A 24,080-nucleotide genomic window follows, 5' to 3' on the forward strand; every position below is an offset into this window, starting at 1 on the left:
GAAACCCCTTATTTTTTTGGCTTTGTTAGTGGGAAGCTAATGGTAAAAATGGTTCCTTGTGGATGATTATCATTGACAGTGACTTTACCACGGTGACTGTCAATGATCCACTTAGCAATAGAGAGACCGAGACCGTTGCCGCCGGTGGCGCGACTTCTTGATTTATCAACACGATAGAAGCGGTCAAAAACGTGCGCTTTATCTTGGTCTTTGATGCCTATACCCGTGTCTTTTACTTGAAGTTCCCAACGATTGTTAACGACTCGAGCCGAGAAACTGATTGTTGCACCTGCCTCGGTGTATTTCAGCGCGTTATCCAAGAAAATGACAATCAATTGATGGATTCGTTGCTTGTCAATCACTAAATCGCGGTCAAGCTGAATGTTCTCCTCAAAGTGTTTATCCTGGCTGTCCGCAATTTCTGAGTACGGTTGAATGACCGTTTCCAAAAATGGCGCCATCGCGACAGACTCGGTTCGAATCTGTGTCATATCCGAATCTGAACGCGCTAGTAACAGTAAGTCACTGGTTAGCGAATTCAAACGTCTTACTTCAGACAGGGACATGGTGATTTGTTCGGTTTGATCCATGACCTTATCATTTGGGCGGGTTAACATCATTTCGAGTTTATTTTGGATGACAGTCAGTGGTGTCCGTAATTCATGGGCAGCATTGGCTACGAATTCGCGCTGTCGTTGCCAAGATCGGAGAATTGGCCGCATATTGAGACGCGCCAGCACATAACTCAGTAAGATTGAAATTAACCAGAAGGTCACCATCGTCCACAATAGCGTGCGTTTGAATACATCGACAGAAACGTGTTCAGAATCGGTGTTAGTCACAATCATCACGTAGTAGCCGCCATAACCCAACGCATTGTTAGCAGCCGGAACTTTGATTGTCATCGTGCGAAAGTTGTTTTGGCCGTTCACGCGGATGTCGCGCAGTTCATTCAAATGATGTGGATTGAGTTTGATTTGCTGAAGCACATTAACATAATCGTTTTGAGAACCCGTCTTTTTCTTCTTTTTCGGCTGGTTAGCTGAGTTATTTGCGTTTGGTGTGCCAGCCATCGGATTGCCATTGATGAGTGTACCGTCTGAGTCAAACACCAGCAGTGACGTTCGAAAAGCAATGGCCCGGTATGCGTCCTGGCTAGCCGGACCGCCAGTGACACGTTGGCCAAGCAATATTTGCCGTTGCACTTTAATTCCACGAGTAACACTTTGATAAATAGACGGCTGAAAAACCTGCCACAAGATAGTGCCTAATGTAAGAAAGATGACGGCGAAACTGATGAGTTCACTGACGAATAGCCACCATTGTTGTTTGCCGAAGGCGTGTTGTGCTTGTTTCGTTTTCACTGCTCTGCTCCCACAAGGTAACCAGCGTTACGCAATGTTTTGATGTATGCGTCCGCACCGGTTGGCTTGAGTTTCTTTCTGAGGTTTGAAACGTAAACTTCGACTACTGTAATGGATGTTTCAGAATCAAATCCCCAGAGGCGATCAAAGATTTGATCTTTGGTCACAATCGTTCCCTGATTCTGAATAAAGTACACCAGTAAATCGAATTCTTTGCCGTTCAATTGCACAGGGTTGTCATTAACAGTAACGGCATGGTTTTGTAAATTGATACTGATGCTACCCATAGTTAGAATATTTTCGTTTAGAAAGCTACCACTACGTTTTAGCAGTGCTCGCACCCTTAACAGAAGTTCTTCACGATGGAAAGGCTTAGTGAGATAGTCATCTGCACCTAAGTTAAAGCCACGAATTTTGTCATCCAAACCGTCCTTAGCGGTTAAAAATAAAACAGGTACATCTAAGTGTTGTTCGCGAATGGCCTTGAGTACATCCAGACCACTTTCCAGTGGCAACATCCAATCGAGAATGATGAGATCGTAAATTCCCTGAGTGGCCATGAATTCACCGTCTTCACCGTCAAATGCCTGGTCACAAGCAATCACGTCGGTAAGCAGTTCCTTGATGCTGTCTGACACAGTGTGGTCATCTTCAACAATTAAGCCTCGTGCAAGTTGTTGCATAATTTGTCTCCCCCTCGAAGATAAGAATTCCCTAGTTGTTAAACTTGTTTTATCAAAATGTAAATTTAGTTTGGCATTGGTTTACTTTTGATTATTGTAGTCGAAAATGCCTTCCGATGCGACTGCTGGAACTAAACGATTGGATGGATTAACTAGCCAACCGTTGTCACAGAGTTGGTGATAAGTCTTGGTAACAGGTACCCAGATTCCTTCACGTAAAATGTCAGCGATGGTGGTCCAAAATAATGGATCACGCTTTTGTTGGCGTGTGACGTTCACTTCAAACTTTTGACCAGTTTCTGTTTCGGCCACAAGGGTAGGGCATTGTGCCACAATAACTTTTGCTGAAATTAAATCACGAGAATCTTTTAACATATCGATCACTCCATTCGAACACAAGATGTTTAGTTCGTTCCGATTACTTTGGAACATGATTAATCATATTGAATGCAACATAAAGGGAGCTTAAAAGCTAGAAAAGAAAAAGTAAAGGGCCGTGGAAAATGGCAAATAAAAAAACTGTGAGCGTTAACTCACAGTTTTTATCATGCACTAAATGTGCACTTATTAAGCTAAGGCACCCATTGGATCCCAAGGCTGTAACATTTTAGGTTCTTGTTCCTGAGCCTTTTGCAGGTTTTCAGGCATGAAGTTCTTGTTAACAACAACTTGGTAACAATATTCATCCATCCAAGCATCACTCATGACAAAGTAACCTTTGTCACCAACTTTATCGCCCCAAGAGTTTTCAACCTTCCACTTAGTTGGCTTGCCATCGACAAGATCAACACCAGTCAATACCATGGCGTGAGTCATCAGACTTTCGCCGTAGTCCAATCGTTCAGCTTTGCTCATGGAGAAGTCAACGTCGAATAATTCATCCTTAGCGTAAACCTTAGTATCCATGATGCCGTTCTTACGGTCAGAACTTTGACCAACATCACAACCGAACCAAACACTTTGGCCGGCTTGTAATTGTGCAATGGCCATTTGTTTGAAGTCTTCCATTGAAACGTTCAAATGTTTAACTTCACGGCCACCGACCACGTTACCTAACATTTCAACGGTGTAGGTCTTGTTATATTCCTTGTCATCAGTTGGCGCATTGATGATAGAAACGTATTGAGACAGATCCCACTTAACATACTTGTCGTAGAATGTTTTAGGCGTTAAACCGCGATCAATATGGTATTCCTTGTTACTGTCACGGTATTCGAAATCAAACTTAGTGACAGGTTCACCGAAACTGTAAGACAGGATGCGATAGACTTCTTGTAACTTACGGTCTTTCATTTCGTCAATTTCTGCGCGGCTGGCCTTGTTAGCGACTAGTTCACGGAATTCAACGGCATCTTTACGTAACTTCAGGTTTAACAAACTATTGATCTGACCAGAAGCAGATGAGTTAAAGGTTTCTGGCATTGCAGATTGTGGCACGACTCCATATTTTTCAATGATGGCGCAAATCATGTCCCATTGGCCGCCGTCTTGTTGAGGTGTTTCCATCAAAAAGGCGACTTTACGGTCATCTAATGGTTTGTCAGCTGTATTGATGACGTTTTCGTAAAAGTAGTTAGCCTTTTCGAACTTGTCCCAGAAGTAGGTGTAGTTTTGGGATAATTCAAAGTCACCAGGCAGGTTGAAGGTATCCTTCATAGCGTGGCGCATAGTGTTTAGTGCGGCAAACATCCAACAACGACCACTTTGCTTCTGGTTGGCAACATGACCAGTATCCAAGTCAATGGAGAAAATTGGTGTCATGTTGACGTTAGCAATGTCGTCTTGGGCAGTTGCCAGGATACCGTTCTTCTTAACGGCTCGTTCCAAAACAGAGGCGTCCTTGCGTTCTGATAATTCGTTTTCGTAACGGCGAATTTGATCAGGTGTAATTTCAGTACTCAAATGGATCACTCCTTTTTATATGCATGAAAACAGTATACTGCATTAGAAGAACATTAAAAAGAGGTGAGTAGGGGCAAACTAGATTTGTGCTTCCACAATGTGTGAAGTTACTAAACGAGAGGGGTTCATGAGGTTTCACGTTGTTGGCGCCGCATAGGTAATAATGAAAAAAGACAATCAGCAATTTTGCTGATTGTCTTTTTTCATGAATATTCAATTAACGGTCCAAGACCATGTCATAAGCGACATTCCGTTCGTCTGGTTGGCCGCCCGTGACGGGCACCAAACCGATGTATGAAAAACCATTCGTTTCGATCACATGTTGCATGCCGAAGTTTTGCGGATGAGTGTCAATCCGTACACTCTCAACTTCTGGGTCAAGACGGATCTGTTCCAACATGAGATCAAAGAAATCATGTGTTAAGTGATGACCACGAGATGCTTTTGCCATGGCAACCCGGTGGATAGACACGTAATTTGTTTCTGTGCCAGTTACACGCCATGTGCCATCCGTGATTGCTTCGTATGGGTGATCGATACCCTTCACGAGAGAAGCAATTGCTAGAATTGTGCCTTCGTCGTCTTTTAAAGCAACGGTTTCGCCGCGATCAATATCGCCAGCGATGACGCTGTCTTCTGGATAACCATCTTGCCACTGGTTGATTCCTTGTTCTGCCAAGAAGTCACGGGCATCAGTAATGATGTCTTTAATTGCTGGTAGGTCGTTCATTTCTGCGAAGTGTAGAGTTACGTTAAGCGTTGATGTTGTCATGAGACTCGCTCCTTTTTATTGGTGACATAACAGAGACTATTCAGTAAACGTTACGTTCAGTGACTTATCAGTGTTATGGCACGCGCAATGTGCTGTTTAGAAACAGCCAGGTTGATTCACGAGGAATCATGACAGTGACCATATTATGGGTGGGTAACTCCTCATCAGTTACACTTTTCATTGGCTGGTCACTGCCTGATGAAAAGGTCATTTTGTCGACCACGAAAAAGCATTTTACACGGTTTACTTACAAAAGGCTAGTGTTTTGAACATTAATTTTTAACTCATAATTTCAATTATAAAAAGAGCTCCAAAAACCTGTTAAATCAGCATATGTGAAACTTTCACAATAGTGCACATAAAAATTTAATCAGACGCTACTGCAAAGTTTGCAAATGAATTGGCTAGTCGAAATATGGAACTGTTAAAAAGGGTGCAATCTGCTAAGACGTTGTCAACAATCTTGTTGGGATTGAAATATTTGATAAAAATAACCGCACAGGAGAAGTAATATTTTAGGTACTGAAACAAACAGTACAATAACTCATTATTGCTTAATACATCGTAAATGATTGGCTCATACATGTTTGCTGCCCACTTAAAGCAGAGAACGCTTTATATTGCGTAACTCTTTAGCCTCGTTTCTCAAAAGAAGAGGTTTATGCGGGGTTGATGACATTGATTTAGGGATGAGTGAATTGAGCAAAAATAATGAGCTGAGGTAATGTTTGAATCGCATGAATTTTTAGGCACTAGCTTACAGACGCAAACCACTCTAGACACATTATTAGGAAGTTTAAATATGGCAAAACAGCAGACGGCTACACAAATTGTAATTGAAATGATGGATGAAAGTTATCTACGTGATTTTCTCAAAGTTGAGCAACATTTAAAATGCATTGGAAAAAATCTTGGTGTTGGCTGGCGTGGATTATCCTTGCTTAATCAGATTGCAAAAAATGATCGAATTACTTTAGACGTGTTGGCAAAACAAAATCATATTACCAAGGGTGCTATTTCTACACAAATAAAGACGTTGTTGCAATTTGGTCTAATTGAAGTTGAGGTTAGTCCGGGTGATCGGCGTCAGCATTTTATTCACCTTACACTCAAGGGAAAACGGGTGATCAAAGAATTAGATGTTCACGAAAAGAAAACAGTCGCGGCAATCCTTGAAGAAATGAGTCTCACAGAAATCACACAGTTGAGTCAATACTTTGAACACTTTGTAGCTGTGTTAGATCAAAATGTAGAAGACTAAAAATATTGTGTGACCGATTACGATTTCATTTCAGTTGATCATTTCGTATTGTGTCATGTCATCTTTATTAGGGACAAAAGTAGTACTTATTTATTGATTCACCGATTTAACATTAAGCAAAATCGGTTTCAGACAGTAAAACGGACATTCAAGGGGAAATCTGAATGTCCGTTTTACTGTTTATTTGCGGTGCAAATTGTATTTACTGTTTGTAAATAACTTGTCAAAAATAAGCTATTAACTTAATGTGAAGACAACTTATTTGCTGAGTAAATCGTTTACCCATTCGATGGCCAAAGTTAACCAGTGGGCCACGTGTGGTAAATCTGTCCCGGGTTTCCACGCCGTAACGTTGTTGGCAAGTGCCAAACCGTGTGGTCCGTGGTTAAAGACATGGAGTTCAAGTGGTAAATTGTGATTATAACTTTCCTGAACGTACGATAGTGTGTTTGTTACAGGAACTGCTTGATCTTCATTGGTAACCCAAACGAAAACGGGCTTGTTTTTCACGGTGACGTGTTGTTCAGCGGCATATTTAGTTGGATCGTCAGTCCATTGGGCAATGGTTTTTTCATCCTTGGGGAAGCCTAATACTGGGCTGATGACGGGATAACCAAGGATGGCGCCGGCTGGTTCCAACACACTGGCGGTAGCGCCGGTGGCCTCACTTAACCAGGATGAGGACCAGTAATCATTGTAGAGTGCCACAATGTGACCACCCACCGACATCCCAAATGGAATAACAGCGTTATTGTCGATTGGCAAATCAGGATTTTGCTTGAGTTGACTAATTGTTTGACCGAGTTCAACTATCGGTGCTGGTAGTAGGGGTGTGACTTCGCCGACGAAGGAGTACCGTAAGTAGACGGCATTGAACCCCTTGGCAAAGAAGGCTAAGGCGACACTTTCGGCTTGTGCTTCAGGAATATGAGTGTACGAACCACCAGGAACAACTACAATAGTTGGAAAAGTGGTTTGACCTTGTTGACCGGGTCGATCTTGCATAAAACCTTTATAATAACTGTGCTGGTTTAACATTTTTTTGACAATTTGCATGACTTTCACCTCGTGTTTATGATAGAGCCCAAGGGTGACGGAGTGCAACTAATTCGTGATGTAACGGTAAAATTGATTTGGAAGGTAATGAGGATGGCAATAGCATTAAAAACGGCACGTTTAGAGCTACGAAGTATTCGAGAATCTGATTTATCGGCTTTCACTCAAATTGTCGGTAATCCACGTGTTGCGATGCCGGCGGGTTTCCAACCAGTTCATAACGAATTTGAAGCGCGTTTTTTAATGCGCCAAACATTAGGGCAACGCTGGATTTGGGGTGTTGCCCGTCAGACAGAGGACCAAATTATTGGTACTGTTGGGCTATACGGTAGAACAGGACATGATGGCGCATTGGTGCACGGTGAAAGAGATATTGGCTACATGCTTAACGAACATTTTTGGGGTCACGGATATATGCCTGAGGCGGTGATGGCGGTCTTAACATATGGCTTTGATCAAGGGTTGCAAGCGGTGTGGGGATCTTACTTTTCAGATAATGAACGCTCGGCGCGTATTTTTGAGCGATTTGGGTTTCAATTTGATCATGAGATTCAGCATTCTGCAACTGATTTTTTTGCGCCAGGAAAAACAGAGCGCTTTTTTCGGTTAACACCAAATGATTTTGCATTGCATCAGTGAAATGTGATCGAGGTTAATGGTTGAGCTACGTTTATCATTACTGTTTGGTATGCTATGATGGCAATGGTAAGTTATCTCTATCGTGATAATTAGGTTAGGAAGAAATTATGCAATTAACGAGGGGCTTTGAGCAGGCCGCATGTATTTTAGCGTTACTCGCAACCCAAGATACGAATGTACCCATCACATCTGAAGTCATTCACACTAGATTGGGTGGTTCACAAACATATATGCGAAAAATCATTCGCAAATTGGTCGTTGCTGGTCTAGTTAGATCCGTGTCTGGTAATCAAGGTGGATTTACGTTGGGGCGTAATTCACGTCAAATTACTGTTTGGGATGCGGTGGTGGCGACAGAGGGCGATATTCAAACATATCCCAACAATGGCTTGATTGATCGGGTATTCGATGATGTTGAACCACTGGCTAACCGTGGCACGCAGGTGTTGACAGACATTTTTGTTGCTGCAGATCAACAGTATAAACATGTATTACAAGAAACATCGGTTCATCGGATTTTAGTCCATATTTTTCAGTCACAAATTATCCCGACTGTTGATTGGAATGAAAGTACGGTTAACTATCCGAATTTTACTGCCAAACTAAAGGCACTTCTCCATGGAGAAAATTAGCGTTTTCTCGGGTAAATGGGTGATTGATTTGATGAATACGTTTTCATTTTCGCTGAAAGCCTTGCAATTTGTGGGGCTTCTTTTTATACTCTGTTTATATCGAATGAAGAGGTTGCGACAATCATGAGTCGCCAGGTCGAGAACGTACAGGTTCTGTAACGCTTGGTTAAAGGGTGCGTCGCCGAAATGAGTTACTGCTGTATCAGTATCTTGTTGGGACGTTGATGAATAATCAACGAACTGTCGTGGTAAATAAAAACGCCACGGAGCGCTATCTAACGATTGACCAGGATGAATTTGACGGTCGGTTTGTTTAGCGTGTCTTTGTGCATGATAAACAGACCGGCCTTTTATTTATTCAGATTACATCAAGTGCTTCTCTTTAGAAAATGGGAGGAACTCGATATGGCAGAAAATGAGAATCGCGCGGTTCGCCGCGAATTGAAGACGCGACATTTATCAATGATTGCGTTAGGTGGCAGTATTGGAACAGGGTTGTTCGTTGCATCCGGTTCCGCAATTTCTGCAGCTGGCCCTGGTGGTGCTTTGGTTGCTTATGTGGCAATTGGGATCATGGTCTACTTCTTAATGACCAGTTTGGGTGAGATGGCAACTTACATGCCGCTGACTGGTTCGTTTGCCGCATATTCAACCAAGTTTGTGGATCCCGCTTTGGGATTCGCGATGGGGTGGAATTACTGGTTTAACTGGGCGATTACGTTAGCCGTGGATGTTTCGACGGCGGCCTTAGTTATGCAATTTTGGTTACCAAACGTACCGGCATGGATCTTTAGCATGATCGCATTAGCAATTATTTTCACTATCAACGCATTATCGGTTCGTTCGTTTGGTGAAACAGAGTACTGGATGTCCATTATCAAAGTGGTCACGGTCCTGATTTTCTTAGTTATTGGGACCTTAACGATTTTTGGTATCATGGGCGGTCACGCAACTGGTTTTTCAAACTTAACTTATAAAAAGGCCCCATTTGTTGGCGGTGTGCCGGCATTGCTCTCCGTGTTCGTCGTAGCTGGCTTCTCATTCCAAGGGACTGAATTAATTGGGATTGAAGCAGGTGAAAGTGAAACACCTGAAAAGAGTATTCCCAAGGCGATTCGCCAAGTGTTCTGGCGGATTCTGTTATTCTACATTTTGGCAATCTTTGTTATTGCCTGCATCATTCCTTATACAAGTAAGGATCTGTTGGGCTCAAGTGCCACAGACATTGCCATTAGTCCATTTACGCTGGTCTTTCGTCGGGCAGGATTAGCTGCGGCCGCTAGTGTGATGAATGCGGTTATCCTAACGTCTGTTATTTCATCAGCTAACTCAGGGATGTACGCTTCCACGCGGATGTTGTACTCCTTAGCGAACGAAGGCTATGCACCAAGCTTCTTTGGTAAAACGAACAAGCGCGGTATTCCTATGGCTTCGTTGGTTGGAACTACAGTTATCGGATTATTAACTTTCTTGACCAGTATCTTTGGACCTAAGTTGTATATGTACCTGGTTGCTGCTTCTGGCCTGACCGGGTTCATTGCTTGGTTGGGGATTGCGATTAGCCATTACCGCTTCCGCCGCGCCTTCATTAAGCAGGGACATCAGTTAAGCGAACTCCGTTACCATGCAAAGGGGTTCCCATTCGGCCCGATTTTGGCATTCGTGCTGGGCATCGTTGTTATTGTTGGTCAAAACTTGAAGTCGTTTGCACAACTCGATTTGCAAGCTATTCTGGTAACGTACATGAGTGTGCCATTGTTCTTGATCCTGTGGGGTTATTACAAGATTCGTCACCGCACTCATATCATTCCACTGGACAAGGTTGACTTGACGCCAAAAACAAATGGCGAAAGTTACACTGCTGCTGATGCTTCGGCTGCCTCAGGTGATATTGAAAGCAGTGCAACGGTTGAAACGGTTGCACAAACGGGCAAAAAGACCACAAGCGCAACTTCGGCGGTTCACGATTTGACGAATGACAAATCGATAGCCCCTAAAAATGATTCGAATAAATAGTTGAACAGTTTTATCTTGATTAACTATGAAACCAAATAGAACTCGCTTGGTACAAATACAAAAATTTGTACCAGCGAGTTTTTTATTATATTCAAAGCTAAATGTCATCAAATAAATATATTTAATTTTGGTCGGGCACAATATGAAAAGGCTATCTTTGTTAGTATGGCTCGTTTTGATAAAAAAAGAGGTCGTAAATTCAGTTATGACAGAAAGATTACGTTTTAATTTGTAAGCTACAATATATGGCGAGATTCTACGAGCGTGATACAATATGTAGGTAGTTAAAGGATAAACACGTTCTGTCACGGTTGACCACGCATTGTGGTGCGGTTGATAGAGATCAGGGGAGATAAAGACATGATTGTTTTAGCAGGAACGATTGGTGCAGGAAAAACGAGCTTAACTGATTTATTGGCAAGTCACTTACATACACAGGCCTTTTATGAATCAGTGGAAGATAATCCAATTCTGCCATTATTTTACAAGGACCCAAAAAAGTACGCATTTTTGCTTCAAATCTACTTCTTAAACAAGCGGATGGATTCTATCAAAGCTTCTTTTGCCGATGATGAAAGTGTTATGGATCGGTCAATTTATGAAGATTCATTGCTTTTTCATTTGAATGCTGACTTAGGTCGTTCAACGGAAACAGAAGTTGACATCTATGACTCTTTATTAGAGAACATGATGCAGGAATTGCCAGATGCACCACATGAAAAGAACCCTGATCTTTTGATCCACATCGACATTTCGTTTGACACCATGTTACAAAGAATTCAAAAACGTGGTCGTGAATACGAGCAAATTGATAACGATCCTTCATTGTATGAATACTACAAACAATTGAACGATCGTTATACGGCTTGGTATAACAATTATGATCATGGTCCTAAAATGCGGATCGATGGTGATAAGTATGACTTTGTTGAAGATCCAGATGCAGCAAATGCCGTTCTTGCACAAATTGATGCAAAATTGAGCACACTTCAATTGGCGACTGCTTAATTTGCATTAATGGGGTTGCACCAACGATTTAGTTGCTATAAGCTGTCAATAGACATAAACAGATATTAAACACAGTTGCATTTAGTATTGCGATTAAGAGAGCCGGTGGTTGATGAGAACCGGATCGCAATCAATTCCAGCAACGATTAAAGTGGGCGGTTAATCCCGCACGGCGAAAGTCGTTAGCATGTTCGAGAGCATCAGTAATGGTGAACTTGGGTGGTACCGCGAATTAACGTCATTCGTCCCAATTGTGATGGGATGAGTGGCGTTTTTTTGTGAAAAAATTGGAGGTAGTAAAATGTTAGACATTAAACGGATTCGTAATAATCCAGATGAAGCTAAGGAAAAGTTGGCAACGCGGGCAATTAAGCCTGAGCAAATTGACGACGTAATCGCGTTGGATGAACAACGCCGTGATTTACTCAAGCAGACGGAACAATTAAAGGCTAAACGGAACACGGTTTCGGATGCCATCAGTGTTGCCAAGCGAAATCATGAAGACGCCGATAAACAGATTGCTGAAATGCGTGAAGTCGGTGCTGATATTAAGGCATTAGACACCAAGTTGGCCGATGTATTGGACGAGTTCAACGATAAGATGGCACGCTTACCCAACTTCCCACATGATACGGACCCTATTGGCCCGGACGAAAATTATTCTCGTGAAGACCGTAAAGTGGGCGCTATTCCTCACTTTGATTTTGAACCGAAAGCACACTGGGATATTGGTGAAGACTTAGGTATCTTAGACTTCAAACGTGCAGCTAAGGTCTCTGGCGCTCGGTTTGTGTACTACATGGGGATGGGTGCCAAGCTTGAACGTGCCGTTTACAACTTCATGTTGGATCAACATGGAGAAGAGGGTTACGAAGAAGTTATTCCACCTTATATGGTCAACAGTGCTTCAATGTATGGTACTGGCCAATTTCCAAAGTTCAAAGAAGACGTTTTCCAAATTCAGGATCAAGATTTGACATTAATTCCTACTGCGGAAGTGCCATTGACAAACTACTACCGTGATGAAGTGCTGGATGAAGCACAATTACCAGTTTATGTGACTGCATTGTCACCAAGTTTCCGTTCTGAAGCAGGTTCCGCTGGTCGTGACACTCGTGGTTTAATTCGGATGCATCAATTCAACAAGGTTGAAATGGTTAAGTACGTTAAGCCAGAAGAATCATACAAAGAATTGGAAAAGATGACCGGTAATGCTGAAAATATTCTGCAAAAACTAGGCTTGCCATATCACGTCATTACTTTAGCAACAGGTGACATGAGCTTTACTGCAGCTGAAACGCATGACCTTGAAGTTTGGATTCCACATCAAGAAACTTACCGTGAAATTTCCAGTTGTTCTAACTGTGAAGACTTCCAGGCGCGTCGAGCACAGATCCGTTACCGTGATGCAGATGGTAAAGTTCACTTGGTTCACACGTTGAACGGTTCCGGTTTAGCTGTTGGTCGGACGGTCGCAGCTATTTTGGAAAATTACCAAAATGAAGATGGCTCAGTTACCATTCCGGATGTGTTGGTTCCTTACATGCATGGTGTGACTAAGATTACTAAAGAGAACGCTCACGCAAAGCACGTTGAAGACTAATTGCTCGGCAATTTAAACAAACGAATCATGTGATGACTACCATTATGGTGGCTAGCATGGTTCGTTTTTTTATTAGTGTTGTTATTTCGTTGGTTGCACGGCTGTTAAAGTATGAGCGGAAGGGTTGAAATCTATAGTGAAGGCGTTGTTAATTCGGTGGAGTTGCCGTATTTACAACACGGACGAGCTTGAAGACTTGTTCTTTAAGGCTTCAAGTCGAAGTGAAAGACCGGTTTTGGGGCTTGAACTGGTCCTACAATGATTTCAACCATGACAACCGAACGCGGAAGTTTTTCTGTAAGCAGAATTTGAATAGTAAGAACTACAGTTAACCACGGTTAATGAAAAATAAATGGCAAAAATTGAAGAAAAATGCGGAACAGTGTTGACAGTTTTTGAGCGTAAATGATATTATCTAATAGTTGTCTGATGAGGGAACAGAATCAGATGCTGCGGATGTGGCGGAATTGGCAGACGCGCTAGATTTAGGTTCTAGTGTCTTTTGACATGGAGGTTCGAGTCCTCTCATCCGCATCATGTTGCCGACTTAGCTCAGTTGGTCAGAGCACCGCTCTAGTAAAGCGGGGGTCGGAGGTTCGAATCCTCTAGTCGGCATGGTTCCATTTGTTTTATAAGTTATGCGGAAGTAGTTCAGTGGTAGAACATCACCTTGCCATGGTGGGGGTCGCGGGTTCGAATCCCGTCTTCCGCTTTTCATAACGCTGTTATGAGAATGCACCCATAGCGCAACTGGATAGAGTGTCTGACTACGAATCAGAAGGTTGTAGGTTCGACTCCTACTGGGTGCATCACGATGACCGCTGCCAGGTGCTGGTGGCGGTCATTTTATTTATCGGGACATAGCTCAGCTTGGTAGAGCACTGCGTTCGGGACGCAGGGGTCGCAAGTTCAAATCTTGTTGTCCCGATCATTCTTTAAAACGAACAGTCGTTAGTCAATGTTGACTAGCGGCTGTTTTTTTTGACTGTTTTTGTTGTCCACAACACAAAACAAGCTATCGATTTAGTCGTCAAGTTGCGAAAAATATGGCATGATAAACTTATAGACAGATCGAACGTTTGAAGATCTATCATTCAACTGTGTTGGCAATTGCAATAATTATTGCAGGATATCGGTAATTAGAGGGAGTTCAGTTATTATGAGTGACACAACAGCAATTTTTAACGCCATTGAGCAGGCGCAGACAATTATTATTCACCGTCATCAACGACCTGATCCAGACGCATTAGGATCTCAGTTTGGCCTTAAGCTTACTTTACAGCATGCGTTTCCGGATAAGCGTATATTTGCGGTCGGGACAGTTCCAAATGATCTTGGCTGGTTAGGTCAGTCAGACACTGTTTCAGATGACCAGTACACAGACGCATTAGTAATAACGGTTGATACGGCTAACACGGAGCGCATTGACGATGACCGGTTCAATCAGGGCCGGCAACTCGTTAAAATTGACCACCATCCTAATGATGATAATTATGGTGACTTATCATGGGTGCTGCCGGACGCATCCAGTACTTCGGAGTTAATTGTTGATTTTATCGATGCACATCAAGATGCTCTGAGCTTGACACGTGATGCAGCCTTGCTGTTTTACGCGGGAATTGTTGGTGACACTGGTCGTTTCTTGTACCCGGCCACCAGTGCACACACATTCGCCGTTGCCAGTGAATTGTTGGCAACAGGAATTGACGCCGCTGAAGTGGGGCGCCATGAAAATGAGTTAAGCCGTGGCCTTGGCCGTTTGATGGGCGATGTTTTAGCTAACATTGAAATTGACAAATTTGGCGCCGCTCATTATGTGATATCACAAGCTCAGCTAGCCTCTCTGTCGTTAGCAACAAGTGAGGTTCAGCCGCTGGTATCGACGCCGGGCCGCTTGGCAGATGTTCGCGCTTGGTTATTATTTGTAGAAAATCCTGACGGTAGTTACCGGGTTCATTTACGTTCCAAAGGACCGGCGATAAACGAATTGGCAAAGGCCCACCATGGTGGTGGTCACGATTTAGCCAGTGGTGCCAATGCTGCAGATCAACAGGAAGTTGACGACATGATTGCGTCTTTGAGCAAGTTGATGCAGCAATGGCAACAGACGCACTAAACAGTTGCCTTGTTAAGCATCCTAATAATTTATAATTATCATTTTCTTGATGACCGTATATTTAGGAACTGATTAGTTGGTTGAAAATTGATGCCATGTTACTTTAGGGTTAAAGCATCCTAGGAAGTGATGGCTGTGGATATTAAACATGAACATGCGGTAACCGTTTTTGAGGAGTGGTTGATGATCAAACGAAAAGACCGTCGTCATTTTCGTTTGATTCGCCACTTAGCATACTTAGATTGGATAATGACAGGCGAAGGTGCGTCGCCGGCGGTTGAAGACTTGGCGGCGGCTCAAGCGGTTAGTCAATTGGATAATTCAGAGTTTTTGCAATGTCTCATGAAATTACCTTATCGGCGTCAGGTATTGACCGGTGATGGCGAAGACGTGTTAGCGTGGTTTGATCATGTCGAAAAAACTGCACACAGTCATCTATTCAGTAATATTGGATTACTAATGGAAATTGTCTTGGATGAAGAGGCTGGTCACTCAGTCCAACAATGGGACTCAACCACAATTGCGACTGCTCACCAGTTAGCTGAATTATCTAACGATCAGCTACTAACAGTAATCAGTCAGCTAGCTAGTGCAAAAAAACAGCCAAGGCTCTCAGAGAGTCAACGTGCAATCGGTCACCAGCATGATCACCGTCTTCATTTGCACGGCCAGATTGAACCGGTTAATGATCCGCGACAAATTTGATTACATGAGTTGGCAAATGTAAAAAAGTTTCAACTAGACGAGCTGTGTTATTAATTAGTCATCGGCAATCGATGTGATTGATATCATGGCTCTTTCATGTGGACGACGGGTGACGTTTCATGGACTTGGGAGCCCATCACTTTGTGTTCACCGTTAATTCATGGTTATAATAAGTTATTATGTTAAAAAGGGGATGGTCAGAATGAATCAGAAGGCGAAACGTGCAACCGTTGCTGTTTGGTTACTGATGATCTTGTGTGTGATTTTATTGACGATTTGGCCGGCCATTCACTACATTACGGTTGCTAGTTTATGGCGGTGGTGGCTAGCTGTCGCAGTTTATAGCGTGGCCTTTGGTATTGGGTGGCACAAACGAAACCAGCGTGCTGGTCGCTTTATTTTATCGATTACGGTCGCTTTAGCTGTGGTTTTTGGGCTATTTGTGCTACTAGTGGCACTTTTTGCTGAAGAGGGGCTAGTCCGTTACTTTGTTGGTCTCATTGCACTGCTTGAAATCATTGCCGGCATTGTCTGGTATTCGGTTGTGTACGAACGTCGTAACCGACTGAAAAATCGCCATTGGGATGCTTAACTTCTGTGCCCCGATGACCAGTCGTTGGGGGAAAAATTGTGGAAACACGTAATGGACATATTTTAACGGGAATATTGCTAGCCAGTGGTGGTTCAATGCTGTGGGGTGTCTCCGGCGTGATTGCCCAAACGTTGTTTGAAAATAATGTCGTTACCCCTGCATGGCTGACGACAATTCGGATGACACTGGCTGGGATTCTACTTCTGCTTTTCAACGTTATGCGCCATCAAGATATTTTTGCTGTTTGGCGGTCATGGAAAACGGCCAGGCAACAAATTATTTTTGGTTTGGTGGGATTAATTCCTATCCAATACTTTTATTTTTTAGCAGTTCATTATGGCAACGCTGCGATTGCAACCATCTTGCAGTTCTTAGGGCCAATCGTAATCACGGTGTATTATGTGATCTTTCATCATCAACTACCATCACGTTCAGAAAGTATTGGGATGGTATTAGCATTGCTAGGCGCTTTTTTTGTCGTTACTCATGGTCACATTACGCATTTAGCTGTTTCACCAGCGTTATTGTTCTGGGGGCTAATGTCGGCGGTTGCCGTGGCGACCAGCACGTTATTGCCGCGACCGCTGCTACCAACGTTTGGCTCAGTCAACGTAAATGGTTGGGGTTTGCTGATTGGCGGGATCGCAATGAACTTTATTCAACCAATGTGGGTTGGTGTGCCAACGTTGACAGCCAAGACGGTCTTGTCGATTGGCACTGTCGTATTGTTTGGTACATTGATTGCGTTTGTTATGTATTCGGTCAGTTTGCTATACATTACCCCAACAACGGCGAGCCTAATGGATGCTTTTGAACCACTGGCAGCAACAGTCATTTCAATCCTGGTGCTTCACACGGTCTTTACTTGGGCTGATGCGCTTGGTGGTGGATTGATTATTCTAGCAGTGGTAATGCTTTCCATCAGTTATCGTGCGCCAAGGCGTGATGAGGAATAAATGCTCAGTCATGTGTATAAATTCAAAAACACGTCAATGGATTCTCAAAGAGATCTGTTGACGTGTTTTTGTCGTTACTTTTGAATAGCGAGGATGTGTCGGGATTATTGCTCAACTGGATGATCAAATGTATCTGACGCGTTCCACGGAAAATCGGTATTAGAAGGATGATGATTTTCTTGCAAAACAGCGTTAGTGCACTGGAGCAGCTGTTGCTGCAGGGCAAGATCCCATGGTCTAGCGGTAAAGGCCTGTTGAGCAACGGCCCAGTAGGCCAGCCGATTGGTGATGGGCACAATATCTTGGACAATGTTAATTTGCACATGCTTATGTTTGGTTTTGAGGGCAATGACGCGTTGATAATCAGTAATAAGATAAAAGGCGCCATGTTGCTGATCACGTAGATGGATGATGATAAATCGCTGTTGCAGATTTTGTGTCCGCAATTCTTGCTTTAAAGCTGCAAGTTGGGAAACAGATAGCTGTTGCATTTGATCACCTTCATTTCACCTATATTCTAACGCGTTTAGTTGTGATATAGGTAACAAACTTATAATATCGTAAAATAAAAAATTGGATTGAAGCCACTGATACCAACAATTAATGAAAATTACTTTCAAAAAGTGAGGTTCACAAGCCTGAAAACGCCGCCACTACGCGGTTTTTAATGCTATACTAATGATGTAGTTTAAATATACATGGAGGTGTCTGCATTGAAAATTATTGCTTACGGCATTCGCGATGACGAACGTCCATATGTAGAAGAATGGTCCAAGGATCAAAATATTGAGGTTAAAATCGTTAAGGATTTATTGACTGACGACACAGTTGATCAGGCAAAAGGCTTTGACGGGGCAGTTGTTTACCAACAAAAGCCTTACACGGCCTCAGTTTTGGATCGTTTGGCAGAATTGGGAGTTAAGAACCTGTCATTACGTAACGTCGGTGTTGATAACGTTGACGCTGATGCTGTTAAACGTAACGACATCAAGGTTACCAACGTTCCTGCTTACTCACCAGCAGCAATTGCTGAATTTACGGTTACTGAATTGATGCGGTTACTTCGTCACACGACCCAGTACGAGCACCGTCAGGCCAAAGGTGACTTAAAGTGGACTCCAGACATTGCAACTGAATTGAACAGCTTAACGGTTGGTGTTATTGCTACTGGTCGGATCGGCCGTGCTGCTATCCAAATCTACCGTGGCTTTGGTGCTAAAATTGTTGCCTACGATGTTTTCCACAATCCTGAATTGGAAAAGGAAGGCATCTACGTTGATTCATTGGATGAATTATATAAGCAAGCAGATGTTATTTCCCTTCATGCTCCTGCAACGAAGGAAAATATGCACATGTTGAATGCTGATGCCTTTAACAAGATGAAGGATGGTGTCTACATCTTGAACCCTGCCCGTGGTGATCTGGTTGATACTGATGACTTGATCAAGGCTTTGGACAGCGGCAAAGTTGCCGGCGCTGCACTTGATGTTTACGAAAACGAAGTTGGTATTTTCAACACAGACTTCGGTAGCTTTGATGCTATTCCTGACGATCGTTTGAAGAACTTGATGAAACGCGAAAACGTTTTGGTAAGTCCTCACATCGCGTTCTACACCACCACCGCTGTTCGGAACATGGTTCAATTTGCTTTGAACAACAACAAACAATTGATTGAAACTGGCAAGGCTGACAATGTTGTGGCCTTTAACTAGACAATGAGTCTGATATTTTTTAGACGATAGAAACATAGGCAACACGCTCAATAATAAATTGGGCGTGTTGTTTTTTTGAATTCACTAACAAACATAAAAAGTGAGTGTCGAATAGGTTTACGAGAGGTTTTGCTTATTACTTAAATCGGCAGCGGATTGTTTACACACTTAATATGTAGAAAAATATCGCAACGAATCTCTCATTAAAACAATGTAAATGTTCACTGTTTTAGTCTGCAAGAGGATAATGGTTTTGATAGATTGAGTCTGTCGGTAAGCATTAATACAGTACGGAATACAAGGAGTCATTATGATGGATTTTAGTCAGCAAGTTTATCAGCAAAATCAAACGGTGTGGCAGGAAAGCATTCATCATCCGTTTATAAAACAGTTAAGCGATGGCAGCATGACGTTGCCAACATTTCGTTATTATTTAATTCAGGATCATTATTATTTACGTGATTTTGCACGGATTCATGAATTGGCAGCGGATGCAAGCCAGGATCAGGCGGTTAAGACATTATTGCAGGAGCTAGCGAATAGTCTGCACGATGGTGAAATCGCGACGCGCAAGACGTTCTTTAAAGAATTAGGTATTTCTCAACAAGATGTGGTCAATACACCAATTGCACCGACGACATATGCCTACACGTCACATATGTATCGCACGCTAACACAGGCCGGTGCACCGGCGGCCATTGCCGGATTGTTACCGTGTGCGTGGCTATATGCAGATGTTGGTGCGTCCTTACAAGGAGTCACTTCGCCAGTCCCAATTTTTCAAGCGTGGATTGACAGTTATCAGTCTGACGACTATACGGGACCAGTGGCAAAACAAATTAAGTTAACAGACCAAGTTGCACGTCAAACAGATGCAGCCGATCGTGATGCAATGGCCAAGGCTTTTGAACGGAGCACCTATTATGAACGTGATTTTTGGCAGATGGCTTTGGATCATCAAGATTGGCAATAAAATTTAATTTGGGGTGCTGACGTTGCTACTGGCGGACTAAAAAACTTTTTAATTGCAATCGTCGTCAATCTTCGTATAATATAGTCAATATTAGTCAAAGATTGGGGTGAGCGATGATGGAAGGACCAACAAATATTTCGGATGTCATCGAAAAGTATCTGAAGGGAATCCTGGAGGATGCTGAGCAGGTAGAAATTAGACGTTCGGATATTGCCGACCAGTTTAACGTCGTTCCTTCTCAGATTAACTACGTCATTAAGACACGGTTTACCATTCAAAATGGTTATATCGTTGAGAGTAAGCGTGGTGGCGGTGGTTATATTCGTATTGAAAAGGTCAACTTACTGGCTGACGCCGATGTGTTGGATAATTTACTGAACGATGTGGTTGGTGATTCAATCAATCAACATGATGCATATGCTATAGTTAATTCCCTATTTAATGATGGGGTGTTAAAGGAACGTGAGGCCAACATTATTCTTTCGGCAATTGACAAAGATACTCTCAATGTTGCTGACCGCGAAGTTGAAAATACATTGCGCGCTCGGATTCTGATCGGCGTGCTCAACCGCCTTCGTTTTGAAGACTAATGCTTATTAATATCGAATTAACGACGATTTGCAGGGGTTAATTAAGGCCTGCATTTAATGAAAGGCAGGACAGAAGATGGACAATTTATTCACACCTAGTGCTAAAGATGTATTGGTATTGGCACAGGAACAAGCGAAGTATTTTAAACACCAAGCTGTGGGTACTGAACACTTATTGCTGGCCCTGACCATTGAACAAAATGGGATTGCTAACAAAGTCCTGCAGCAATTCAGTGTGACAGAAGAAGATGTTCGTGAAGAAATCGAACGGTTTACTGGTTATGGTACACTGACGAACGCTGACAAGGATACGTATTTACCATATTCTCCGAAGGCCAAGGACATTTTGACATTGGCCGGGGATGAGGCAAAACGTTTGGGATCCACTAAAATTGGGACTGAACATTTACTCTTAGCGTTGTTGTCTGACGAGAGTATCCTGTCATCACGCATTTTAATGACATTAAACCTTGATTTGGCACAAACACGCAAAGTGATTTTGCGCAAGTTAGGTGTTGCTGACACACCACGTCGTCGTCAACAAATGGCAAAGGCTAACAACAACGCAAATAAGCAAGAGGGTACGCCAACACTTGATTCATTAGCACGTGACTTGACGGCCTTAGCTGCTGACAAGCAAATGGATCCGGTGGTTGGTCGTGCAAAAGAGGTCAAACGGGTGATTCAAATTCTCAGTCGTCGGACCAAGAATAACCCAGTCTTGATTGGTGAACCTGGGGTTGGTAAAACGGCGATTGCTGAAGGATTAGCACAGAAGATCGTTGCTGGTGATGTGCCTGATGATTTGGCCGACAAACGGCTGATGATGCTGGACATGGGCTCACTGGTTGCCGGCACTAAATATCGTGGTGAATTTGAAGACCGTTTGAAGAAAGTTATTGAAGAAATTTACAACGATGGTCACGTTGTGCTGTTCATTGATGAGTTGCACACGTTGATTGGTGCCGGGGGTGCTGAAGGTGCGATTGATGCTTCCAACATCTTGAAGCCAGCGTTAGCTCGTGGCGAGCTTCAAACCATTGGGGCCACTACACTTAACGAATACCAAAAGTACATTGAATCAGATGCTGCTTTGGAACGTCGGTTTGCGACTGTTCAGGTTGACGAGCCAACGGAAGATGAAGCAACGGAAATCTTAAAGGGGTTGAAGAGCCGTTATGAGGAGCACCACCAGGTTGAAATCACTGATGATGCGGTTGAAGCAGCAGTTAAGCTGTCCTCTCGGTACATTACGGAACGTTTCCTACCTGATAAGGCAATTGATTTAATGGACGAAGCAGCTGCTAAAGTTCGCATTGATGCATCTGGTCATAAGACCAAGTTGGCTAAACAAGAAGACAAGTTGGACGACTTGCGTCAACAGAAGGAAGCTGCTATTGAGAACCAAGATTTCGATGGCGCTGCAGCATTGCGTGAAAAGGAAATGGCCTTGCGCAAACGTGTCGACAAGATGATGGATGATCAAGATAATGAAGCGTTGTCTGGTCAGCCACATTATGAATTAAAAGTCGGCGAGGAAGATGTGGCTGAAGTCGTCTCCGAATGGACGGGTGTTCCGTTAACACAGTTGCAGAAGAATGAAGAAGCACGTTTGCTGAATCTTGAAAAGGTGCTCCACAAACGCGTGGTTGGTCAAGACGAGGCTATTTCAGCTGTTTCTCGTGCCATCCGTCGTGCCCGTTCCGGTCTGAAAGATCCTAACCGGCCAATTGGTTCGTTCATGTTCCTTGGACCAACTGGGGTCGGGAAGACGGAACTCGCTAAAGCATTAGCTGAAGCAATGTTTGGTTCAGAAGATAACATGATTCGTGTGGATATGTCTGAATATCAAGAACGTTTTAGCTCAAGTCGTTTGATTGGTGCTGCACCTGGTTACGTTGGTTACGATGAAGGTGGTCAACTGACCGAACAAGTTCGTAACAAACCGTACTCAGTTGTCCTCTTGGATGAAGCTGAAAAGGCTGATACTGAAGTCTTTAACTTGTTGTTACAAGTTCTTGATGATGGTTTCTTAACCGATTCTAAGGGCCGCAAGGTTGACTTCCGCAACACGATTTTGATCATGACCTCTAATTTGGGCGCTACAGCTGTTCGTGACGATAAAGAAGTTGGTTTCGGTGCAACCAGCGCGACAGACAACTACGCTGCAATGTCAGACAAGATTCGGCAGGCCCTGCGTCAGACATTCCGTCCAGAGTTCTTGAACCGAATTGATGAAACAGTGGTCTTCCACTCATTGACGAAGCCAGAATTGCATGAAATCGTGAAGATCATGGCTGGCAATGTGTTGGCACGAATCGCCGAACAAGGCATTAAAGTTAAAATTACGCCGGCTGCCATTGATGTAGTTGCAGATGCTGGCTTTGATCCTGAGTATGGTGCTCGTCCAATTCGACGCGCATTACAGACTCAAGTTGAAGACCAGTTGAGTGAGGCATTGATTGCTGGTCAAATTAAAACAAATGACGCTGTTACTGTTGGTGCTAAAGCTGGTAAGATTACGGTCACAACTAAGGAACAACCTGCCAAGAAACCGACAGTTGGTTCTAAGTAGTCTTGGCGAACTAACAGTTATTAGTGAGTGTTATTGAACGGTGTTAAAAACGTTTGTTGAGCTGAAAGCTTGATAAGCGTTTTTATGTTCTAAACGTGTCGGTAAAAATTGCATTTTATGCGGAGAACAGGCACACTGATGGAGATTAGAGAAAGGCGAGCCGTGTGTAGTTGTTGATGGGCGGCTTAATGAGGTGAAAATATGAGTCGTGAGGCGCAGTTGGCTGCCACTCGAGAAAAAATCCTGGAGGCAGCTCGTGAACAATTCTTGATAAAAGGCTATGCGGATACCTCCACGCGTGACATTGCGACAGCTGCGGGCGTTACCCAGCCAGCGCTGTATCATCACTTTGCTGACAAGGAACTGATTTTTGTGCAGGTGATTGAAACTGTTGGTGGTGAGTTAGCAACAAACATGAATCAGATTTTAGATGCTAACAAGGGAACTGGGCTTGAACTCCTGACAGATATGTCAGCGGCGATGGTCGCCATTCATCCGCGTGACGCATTTAGCTTGATTCATGGTAGCTTTCAATATTTACGTCCCGAGAATCAGGCTCAGCTTGGCCGATTATTCGCACAGGATTATTTGCAACCCATCATGCGCTTTTTTAAGTCTGATAAAGTGGTTTTGCGTGATGGGGTTGATCCGGCAACAGCGGCCAACTTTTACCTCACTAGTTTGGCGCCACTATTCGCTAAGTTTCACCAACTGGGTGGCGCAAACTTGAGTCAACGTGAGCACATCCAAGTGCTGCTACGTCTCATTTTGTTTGGCGTGGCAGAGAAATAAAAGTTGAGCGTTTCTCGTTGACACATTTAGCAAAACCGAGTATATTTTTAATCGTATATCACTGTGAATAAAAATCGTCTTGGCGATCTATTGTCCGTCAAGGCCTTTATAGAGAAGCAAAAGCAGCTTTCAT

23 protein-coding genes, 5 tRNA genes and 1 riboswitch are annotated in these 24,080 nt (G+C 43.2%); of the genes, 20 read left to right on the forward strand and 8 right to left on the reverse strand.

Annotated elements, in window-relative coordinates; genetic code table 11:
- Window positions 1-8: 8 nt before the first annotated feature.
- From G400_RS0113240 to G400_RS16365, 6 genes are all read right to left on the reverse strand, one after another.
- The gene (locus G400_RS0113240) at window positions 9-1,364 is read right to left on the reverse strand and encodes a sensor histidine kinase (RefSeq protein WP_017262617.1); all 1,356 of its coding nucleotides are present in this window, start codon (window positions 1,362-1,364) and stop codon (window positions 9-11) included.
- Complete coding sequence (locus tag G400_RS0113245; RefSeq protein WP_017262618.1) at window positions 1,361-2,047, reverse strand: response regulator transcription factor; 687 nt, start codon at window positions 2,045-2,047, stop codon at window positions 1,361-1,363. The genes G400_RS0113240 and G400_RS0113245 overlap by 4 nt, the downstream gene beginning before the upstream one ends.
- A gap of 81 nt (window positions 2,048-2,128) precedes the next feature.
- Window positions 2,129-2,422, reverse strand: a complete 294-nt coding sequence (locus G400_RS15930) for a hypothetical protein (protein WP_017262619.1) — start codon at window positions 2,420-2,422, stop codon at window positions 2,129-2,131.
- Between the two features lie 192 nt (window positions 2,423-2,614).
- A complete protein-coding gene (locus tag G400_RS0113255; RefSeq protein WP_404825512.1) occupies window positions 2,615-3,937 on the reverse strand; it encodes a C1 family peptidase in 1,323 nt (440 codons plus the stop codon).
- Between the two features lie 229 nt (window positions 3,938-4,166).
- Window positions 4,167-4,721 (reverse strand): hypothetical protein, encoded by a 555-nt coding sequence (locus tag G400_RS0113260; protein ID WP_017262621.1) that lies wholly within the window; start codon window positions 4,719-4,721, stop codon window positions 4,167-4,169.
- Between the two features lie 73 nt (window positions 4,722-4,794).
- Window positions 4,795-4,932, reverse strand: coding sequence for a hypothetical protein (locus tag G400_RS16365; protein ID WP_155817618.1), 138 nt, complete (start codon window positions 4,930-4,932; stop codon window positions 4,795-4,797).
- A gap of 591 nt (window positions 4,933-5,523) precedes the next feature.
- On the opposite strand from G400_RS16365, the gene G400_RS15935 reads away from it, so the two are divergent.
- Window positions 5,524-5,982, forward strand: a complete 459-nt coding sequence (locus G400_RS15935; RefSeq protein WP_017262622.1) for a MarR family winged helix-turn-helix transcriptional regulator — start codon at window positions 5,524-5,526, stop codon at window positions 5,980-5,982.
- A gap of 258 nt (window positions 5,983-6,240) precedes the next feature.
- Here the strand turns inward: G400_RS15935 and G400_RS0113270 are convergent, their stop codons facing one another.
- Window positions 6,241-7,038, reverse strand: coding sequence for an alpha/beta hydrolase (locus G400_RS0113270; protein WP_017262623.1), 798 nt, complete (start codon window positions 7,036-7,038; stop codon window positions 6,241-6,243).
- 93 nt (window positions 7,039-7,131) lie between these two features.
- On the opposite strand from G400_RS0113270, the gene G400_RS0113275 reads away from it, so the two are divergent.
- From G400_RS0113275 to G400_RS0113345, 14 genes are all read left to right on the forward strand, one after another.
- Entirely contained in the window at window positions 7,132-7,677 is a 546-nt protein-coding gene (locus G400_RS0113275) for a GNAT family N-acetyltransferase (protein WP_017262624.1), read from the forward strand.
- A gap of 107 nt (window positions 7,678-7,784) precedes the next feature.
- Window positions 7,785-8,309, forward strand: coding sequence for an Rrf2 family transcriptional regulator (locus G400_RS15490; protein ID WP_017262625.1), 525 nt, complete (start codon window positions 7,785-7,787; stop codon window positions 8,307-8,309).
- Window positions 8,310-8,407: 98 nt separating this feature from the next.
- Window positions 8,408-8,591: riboswitch (Lysine riboswitch) on the forward strand.
- A gap of 123 nt (window positions 8,592-8,714) precedes the next feature.
- The gene (locus G400_RS15495) at window positions 8,715-10,325 is read left to right on the forward strand and encodes an amino acid permease (RefSeq protein ID WP_017262627.1); all 1,611 of its coding nucleotides are present in this window, start codon (window positions 8,715-8,717) and stop codon (window positions 10,323-10,325) included.
- A 360-nt stretch (window positions 10,326-10,685) separates the two neighbouring features.
- A complete protein-coding gene (locus tag G400_RS0113295; RefSeq protein WP_017262628.1) occupies window positions 10,686-11,333 on the forward strand; it encodes a deoxynucleoside kinase in 648 nt (215 codons plus the stop codon).
- A 301-nt stretch (window positions 11,334-11,634) separates the two neighbouring features.
- Window positions 11,635-12,936 (forward strand): serine--tRNA ligase, encoded by a 1,302-nt coding sequence (gene serS / locus G400_RS0113300; protein WP_017262629.1) that lies wholly within the window; start codon window positions 11,635-11,637, stop codon window positions 12,934-12,936.
- 452 nt (window positions 12,937-13,388) lie between these two features.
- Window positions 13,389-13,470 (forward strand) — tRNA-Leu (locus G400_RS0113305).
- 7 nt (window positions 13,471-13,477) lie between these two features.
- Window positions 13,478-13,551: transfer RNA gene (locus G400_RS0113310), tRNA-Thr, on the forward strand.
- Window positions 13,552-13,576: 25 nt separating this feature from the next.
- Window positions 13,577-13,648, forward strand: a tRNA-Gly gene (locus G400_RS0113315).
- 23 nt (window positions 13,649-13,671) lie between these two features.
- Window positions 13,672-13,745 (forward strand) — tRNA-Arg (locus G400_RS0113320).
- Window positions 13,746-13,790: 45 nt separating this feature from the next.
- Window positions 13,791-13,864: transfer RNA gene (locus G400_RS0113325), tRNA-Pro, on the forward strand.
- Window positions 13,865-14,095: 231 nt separating this feature from the next.
- Window positions 14,096-15,052 carry a DHH family phosphoesterase gene (locus tag G400_RS0113330; protein WP_017262630.1) on the forward strand — a complete coding sequence of 319 codons (957 nt, stop codon included), beginning with the start codon at window positions 14,096-14,098 and terminating at the stop codon, window positions 15,050-15,052.
- Between the two features lie 135 nt (window positions 15,053-15,187).
- Window positions 15,188-15,757 carry a hypothetical protein gene (locus G400_RS0113335; RefSeq protein ID WP_017262631.1) on the forward strand — a complete coding sequence of 190 codons (570 nt, stop codon included), beginning with the start codon at window positions 15,188-15,190 and terminating at the stop codon, window positions 15,755-15,757.
- A gap of 202 nt (window positions 15,758-15,959) precedes the next feature.
- Entirely contained in the window at window positions 15,960-16,349 is a 390-nt protein-coding gene (locus G400_RS0113340) for a hypothetical protein (protein WP_017262632.1), read from the forward strand.
- A 38-nt stretch (window positions 16,350-16,387) separates the two neighbouring features.
- Window positions 16,388-17,305, forward strand: coding sequence for a DMT family transporter (locus G400_RS0113345; RefSeq protein ID WP_017262633.1), 918 nt, complete (start codon window positions 16,388-16,390; stop codon window positions 17,303-17,305).
- Between the two features lie 104 nt (window positions 17,306-17,409).
- Here the strand turns inward: G400_RS0113345 and G400_RS0113350 are convergent, their stop codons facing one another.
- Window positions 17,410-17,796, reverse strand: a complete 387-nt coding sequence (locus G400_RS0113350; RefSeq protein WP_017262634.1) for a hypothetical protein — start codon at window positions 17,794-17,796, stop codon at window positions 17,410-17,412.
- A 222-nt stretch (window positions 17,797-18,018) separates the two neighbouring features.
- On the opposite strand from G400_RS0113350, the gene G400_RS0113355 reads away from it, so the two are divergent.
- The 5 genes from G400_RS0113355 (at window position 18,019) to G400_RS0113375 (ending at window position 23,947) form a co-directional block, all read left to right on the forward strand.
- Window positions 18,019-19,017 (forward strand): D-2-hydroxyacid dehydrogenase, encoded by a 999-nt coding sequence (locus G400_RS0113355; RefSeq protein WP_017262635.1) that lies wholly within the window; start codon window positions 18,019-18,021, stop codon window positions 19,015-19,017.
- 310 nt (window positions 19,018-19,327) lie between these two features.
- On the forward strand, window positions 19,328-19,990 hold the full coding sequence (gene tenA, locus G400_RS0113360) for a thiaminase II (protein ID WP_035144078.1): 663 nt from the start codon (window positions 19,328-19,330) through the stop codon (window positions 19,988-19,990).
- A 116-nt stretch (window positions 19,991-20,106) separates the two neighbouring features.
- A complete protein-coding gene (locus G400_RS0113365) occupies window positions 20,107-20,580 on the forward strand; it encodes a CtsR family transcriptional regulator (protein ID WP_017262637.1) in 474 nt (157 codons plus the stop codon).
- Window positions 20,581-20,656: 76 nt separating this feature from the next.
- Window positions 20,657-23,155, forward strand: a complete 2,499-nt coding sequence (locus G400_RS0113370) for an ATP-dependent Clp protease ATP-binding subunit (RefSeq protein ID WP_017262638.1) — start codon at window positions 20,657-20,659, stop codon at window positions 23,153-23,155.
- Window positions 23,156-23,356: 201 nt separating this feature from the next.
- Window positions 23,357-23,947, forward strand: coding sequence for a TetR/AcrR family transcriptional regulator (locus G400_RS0113375; protein WP_017262639.1), 591 nt, complete (start codon window positions 23,357-23,359; stop codon window positions 23,945-23,947).
- Window positions 23,948-24,080: the final 133 nt, after the last annotated feature.

The organism is Furfurilactobacillus rossiae DSM 15814 (assembly GCF_000428925.1).
GTDB lineage: Bacteria > Bacillota > Bacilli > Lactobacillales > Lactobacillaceae > Furfurilactobacillus > Furfurilactobacillus rossiae.

Bases quoted from the DNA above. Each gene is read 5' to 3' on its own strand.
- G400_RS0113245 (WP_017262618.1), bottom strand. From the start codon at position 2,047: ATGCAACAACTTGCACGAGGCTTAATTGTTGAAGATGACCACACTGTG.
- G400_RS15930 (WP_017262619.1), bottom strand. From the start codon at position 2,422: ATGTTAAAAGATTCTCGTGATTTAATTTCAGCAAAAGTTATTGTGGCA.
- G400_RS0113260 (WP_017262621.1), bottom strand. From the start codon at position 4,721: ATGACAACATCAACGCTTAACGTAACTCTACACTTCGCAGAAATGAAC.
- G400_RS16365 (WP_155817618.1), bottom strand. From the start codon at position 4,932: ATGACCTTTTCATCAGGCAGTGACCAGCCAATGAAAAGTGTAACTGAT.
- G400_RS15935 (WP_017262622.1), top strand. From the start codon at position 5,524: ATGGCAAAACAGCAGACGGCTACACAAATTGTAATTGAAATGATGGAT.
- G400_RS0113270 (WP_017262623.1), bottom strand. From the start codon at position 7,038: ATGCAAATTGTCAAAAAAATGTTAAACCAGCACAGTTATTATAAAGGT.
- G400_RS0113275 (WP_017262624.1), top strand. From the start codon at position 7,132: ATGGCAATAGCATTAAAAACGGCACGTTTAGAGCTACGAAGTATTCGA.
- G400_RS15490 (WP_017262625.1), top strand. From the start codon at position 7,785: ATGCAATTAACGAGGGGCTTTGAGCAGGCCGCATGTATTTTAGCGTTA.
- G400_RS15495 (WP_017262627.1), top strand. From the start codon at position 8,715: ATGGCAGAAAATGAGAATCGCGCGGTTCGCCGCGAATTGAAGACGCGA.
- G400_RS0113295 (WP_017262628.1), top strand. From the start codon at position 10,686: ATGATTGTTTTAGCAGGAACGATTGGTGCAGGAAAAACGAGCTTAACT.
- serS (WP_017262629.1), top strand. From the start codon at position 11,635: ATGTTAGACATTAAACGGATTCGTAATAATCCAGATGAAGCTAAGGAA.
- G400_RS0113330 (WP_017262630.1), top strand. From the start codon at position 14,096: ATGAGTGACACAACAGCAATTTTTAACGCCATTGAGCAGGCGCAGACA.
- G400_RS0113340 (WP_017262632.1), top strand. From the start codon at position 15,960: ATGAATCAGAAGGCGAAACGTGCAACCGTTGCTGTTTGGTTACTGATG.
- G400_RS0113350 (WP_017262634.1), bottom strand. From the start codon at position 17,796: ATGCAACAGCTATCTGTTTCCCAACTTGCAGCTTTAAAGCAAGAATTG.
- tenA (WP_035144078.1), top strand. From the start codon at position 19,328: ATGATGGATTTTAGTCAGCAAGTTTATCAGCAAAATCAAACGGTGTGG.
- G400_RS0113365 (WP_017262637.1), top strand. From the start codon at position 20,107: ATGGAAGGACCAACAAATATTTCGGATGTCATCGAAAAGTATCTGAAG.
- G400_RS0113370 (WP_017262638.1), top strand. From the start codon at position 20,657: ATGGACAATTTATTCACACCTAGTGCTAAAGATGTATTGGTATTGGCA.
- G400_RS0113375 (WP_017262639.1), top strand. From the start codon at position 23,357: ATGAGTCGTGAGGCGCAGTTGGCTGCCACTCGAGAAAAAATCCTGGAG.